This window comes from Caballeronia terrestris, from assembly GCF_001544515.1.
Taxonomy (GTDB): Bacteria; Pseudomonadota; Gammaproteobacteria; order Burkholderiales; family Burkholderiaceae; genus Caballeronia; species Caballeronia terrestris.
Map to the genome: position 1 here is coordinate 1 of NZ_FCOL02000248.1, position 2,748 is coordinate 2,748.

The following is a 2,748-nucleotide window of genomic DNA, read 5'->3' on the forward strand; positions in this document are numbered from 1 at the left end:
ACGAGGCTGTAGATGACGGCGCTGGCTTTAGCTCCCGCGACCGTGTCGCTGAAGAGCCAAACTTTCCTGCTGGTGGCTATTGCCCGTTCATTCTGCCCATATCGGGCAGGAAGTCGAAGTTCATTATCGCTGGCATCCGCTATACAGGCGTCGCGTCAAAGTCAGAGATGTAGAGCATCGAGGCGGAAGCCCGGTCGTTCACGTGGAGACGGACGGTGGCGTAGTCAAGTTGATGGCGATGTGGATGCTCGATGCCCCTACATGTTCGGCGATGGTTCTCGGCGAACCGAGAGTTTCCGTAGCTGCACTGCATAACCTGCATCAATTGCTGGTCGATCGGCATTTGCGGGGAAACTCCCAGGACGGCTCCATCAACGTCCGGGAGAAACGCAATGGGCAATCTGCCAAACGTCGTTCCAGCAGGTCAACAATCGTCGCAGTCGATACCGCAGCAGATGAGCATAACGTTCGATGCGCCCGAGCTCCAGGGGATGAGCATGGTGCAACGAGCAAACGCACTCAGTCATCTTGCGATTCTGCTGATGCGGGCCGCCGGCATCAAGACTGCGAAGGAGTGTGACGATGACGAACGTTGATCGTTTGCCCGCAGATCTTCTCAAACGCAAGGCCGTGGTTTATGTCCGGCAATCGACCCAGGCGCAGGTCCAACTGAACGTCGAGAGCCAGCGCCGACAGTATGAACTCGTTCAGGAAGCAAAGCGCCGTGGCTTTCGCGACGTTGAAGTCATCGATGATGATCTGGGGCGCTCGGCAAGCGGCACGGTTGCGAGGCCGGGCTTCGATCGCCTGGTCGCATTGTTGTGCGCAGGCGATGTCGGTGCGGTGCTTTGCCTGGATGCCTCACGTCTTGCCCGTAACGGGCGTGACTGGCATCATCTGCTCGAACTCTGTGGTCTCGTTGAAGCGAGAGTAATCGATCTCGACGGTGTATACGATCCCTGTCGAGCAAATGACCGGCTGCTACTTGGCATGAAGGGCAGCATCAGCGAGTTCGAACTCAACGTGCTTCGAACGCGCATGCTTGACGCCAAACGCGAGAAGGCACAGCGTGGCGAGTTGCGTATCAGCGTGCCGGTTGGCTATGTCTGGCATCGTGACGTTGGTCTGGGTTTCGATCCAGATGCGCGGTTACAGGAAGTCATACGCCTGATCTTCACCCGCTTCCAGCAACTGGGTAGTGCGCGGCAGGTCCTGTTGTCGATGAGGGCCGAGCAGGTTCACTTCCCGCGCCCGTCCGACGGCCGAACGCTGACGCACTTCGATTGGACCCCGATCCGATATCGTAACGTGATCTCCGTGCTCAAGAATCCGTTCTATGCTGGTGTCTACGCGTATGGCAAGAGCGGCAAGCAGATGACGATCGTCGAAGGTCGCGCGCGCAAGAGCTACAAGCACCGCAAGCCGTTTGAGGCCTGGGACGTCATGCTCAGGGAGCATCACGACGGCTATATCGACTGGGCCGAGTTCGAGCGCAACCAGGAGAAGCTTGCAGCCAATGCCTACGGCAAGGCTGGCGACGTAAAATCCGGCCGTGGTGGGCGCGCGCTTCTTGCTGGCCTGCTTGCCTGCGCACGTTGCGGGCGTCGCCTGTCAGTGGCCTATACTGGGCGCATTCCGCAGGCAGTCTACCGATGCAATCGCTTCGACATGCCGCCGCGATGCATGACGTTCGGCGGCTCACGTATCGATGCCGCAATCGGCGAGGAGTTGCTACGTGTCGTGGAGCCATTGGCGATCGAAGCAGCACAACAGGCTGAGCAAATGCACATGGATACCCTGAACGAGCAGCGGCGAATCATGGAGCTCGAACTGCAGCAGGCACGGTATGAGGCCACGCTGGCTGAGCGGCGCTACGCCGCCTGTGATCCCGAGAACCGCCTGATTGCCGCGCAGTTGGAGAAGAACTGGGAAGTGGCATTGCGCCGTGTACAGGCCTGCCAGGTGCGCCTGGAGACGGCGGGTGCACCGGAGGGACAGGCTCCCATGCCAGACTTTACGAAGCTCGCCGAGGATCTTCGCGCAGCGTGGAGCGCGCCGGGCGTCACCATGCGCACACGTCAGCAGTTGGTTCGCGCATTGATCGTTGATATCGTTGCCGATGTCGACGAGCCTGCACGGGCGGTCACCCTGACGATCCACTGGCAAGGCGGCCAACATTCCGAACTCCGCATCCGCAAGCCGAAGACCGGTGAGCATGGGTGCAGTACGTCCGATGAAGCGCTTGCAGTCATACGCGGCATGGTGGGCCGGTGGTCAGATCAGGATATCGCTGCATCGCTGAACCGGATGGGCATTCGCACCGGACAGGGCATGACCTGGACGGCGAAGCGCGTCAGCGCCATGCGTCAGGTAAGGGATATTCACGCCTACAAATCGGCGCAGAAGGATGGAGAGTGGCTAACGATGTTCGAGGCAGCGAAACGCCTTGGCGTAACCAGTCACGTGATCCGCCGTCTGATCAAGGAGCGAGTGCTGCCTGCCGAGCAGGTGATGCCTGACGCCCCATGGCAAATCCGGGCAAGCGATCTGCAAAGCGAAGCTGTTACGGCGGCGTTGGCACGCAAACATCGCCCGTGTCGCAACGATGCCGACGGACAAATCCCTATGTTTATCGAGGTTTCGGAAGGAGGTGCACAATGAACGCCCCATTGCAAACGGCCTGATGTCGCGCTCGATGACATTGTTATCCACGGGAGACCGCCCGTCGTCTACGTAGCGGATTAGATA

Annotated in this window: 2 protein-coding genes and 1 pseudogene; 2 read left to right on the top strand and 1 reads right to left on the bottom strand. The window is 59.6% G+C overall.

Translation table 11 applies throughout. From position 1 onward, the window contains the following. Nucleotides 1-392 precede the first annotated feature (392 nt). Both AWB67_RS36020 and AWB67_RS36025 read left to right on the top strand, forming a co-directional pair. A complete protein-coding gene (locus AWB67_RS36020) occupies nucleotides 393-596 on the top strand; it encodes a hypothetical protein (protein WP_083973451.1) in 204 nt (67 codons plus the stop codon). After that, on the top strand, nucleotides 583-2,661 hold the full coding sequence (locus AWB67_RS36025; protein ID WP_087660640.1) for a recombinase family protein: 2,079 nt from the start codon (nucleotides 583-585) through the stop codon (nucleotides 2,659-2,661). The genes AWB67_RS36020 and AWB67_RS36025 overlap by 14 nt, the downstream gene beginning before the upstream one ends. On the opposite strand, the pseudogene AWB67_RS41170 reads toward AWB67_RS36025, so the two are convergent. Continuing rightward, nucleotides 2,662-2,748: pseudogene (locus AWB67_RS41170) on the bottom strand (IS66 family transposase); the annotation flags it as partial.

What these genes read in the sequence shown, in the direction of transcription:
- AWB67_RS36020 (WP_083973451.1), top strand. Translation starts at nt 393, where the DNA reads ATGGGCAATCTGCCAAACGTCGTTCCAGCAGGTCAACAATCGTCGCAG.
- AWB67_RS36025 (WP_087660640.1), top strand. Translation starts at nt 583, where the DNA reads ATGACGAACGTTGATCGTTTGCCCGCAGATCTTCTCAAACGCAAGGCC.